Source organism: Ruegeria sp. AN6 (genome assembly GCF_056540425.1).
Map to the genome: position 1 here is coordinate 1 of NZ_JBQFWR010000049.1, position 612 is coordinate 612.

1 protein-coding gene and 1 pseudogene are annotated in these 612 nt (G+C 59.0%); both read left to right on the forward strand.

Features of this window, described 5'->3' with window-relative positions:
* Positions 1–199 (forward strand): annotated as a pseudogene (locus tag ACR0MQ_RS22965) (branched-chain amino acid ABC transporter permease); the annotation flags it as partial.
* Between the two features lie 4 nt (positions 200–203).
* Positions 204–612 (forward strand): ABC transporter permease subunit (locus ACR0MQ_RS22970; protein ID WP_480611290.1); only part of this gene is annotated, 409 nt, incomplete at its 3' end.

Consider the following 612-nt stretch of genomic DNA (forward strand, 5'->3'; position numbering starts at 1 on the left):
CGCCGCCGCTGTGATCGGCGGCTTCGGTAGCCTGCCTGGCGCACTGGCCGGAGGGTTGATCGTCGGCGTTATTGAGCCCTTTGCCAGCCGCTATATCGCAGCAGGGTACAGCCAGATTGCCCCTTATGCACTGTTGCTGGCAGTGCTGATCTTCCGGCCCAACGGGCTGTTCAGCCAAGTTCGGGTGAAAAAGGTCTAGGCAGATGCGGATTGTATTCAAAACCAACTACATGCAGGATATCCGGCCGTGGAAAGACGGCTATCAATTGACCCTTTACCTGATCCTTCTAGGCGTAGTGGCCGCAGCCCCATGGTTGCTGGACGATTTCTATTTGGGTGAACTGACCAACGTCCTGATCTGGGCCATCGCCGGTCTGGGCCTGATGGTTCTGACCGGGCACACAGGGCAAGTCAGCCTGGGCCACGCGGCGTTTCTGGCCTTTGGCTGCTATGCAAATGTCATTCTGCTTGAGGCCGGCGTGCCCTTCCTGATCGCCTTTCCGCTGGCCGGTATCCTGACCGGCATCGCAGGTGTGACGGTGGCCATCCCTGCTCTGCGACTGCACGGCATCTATCTGGCGATTTTCACCATGGCGCTGTCGATCCTGATGG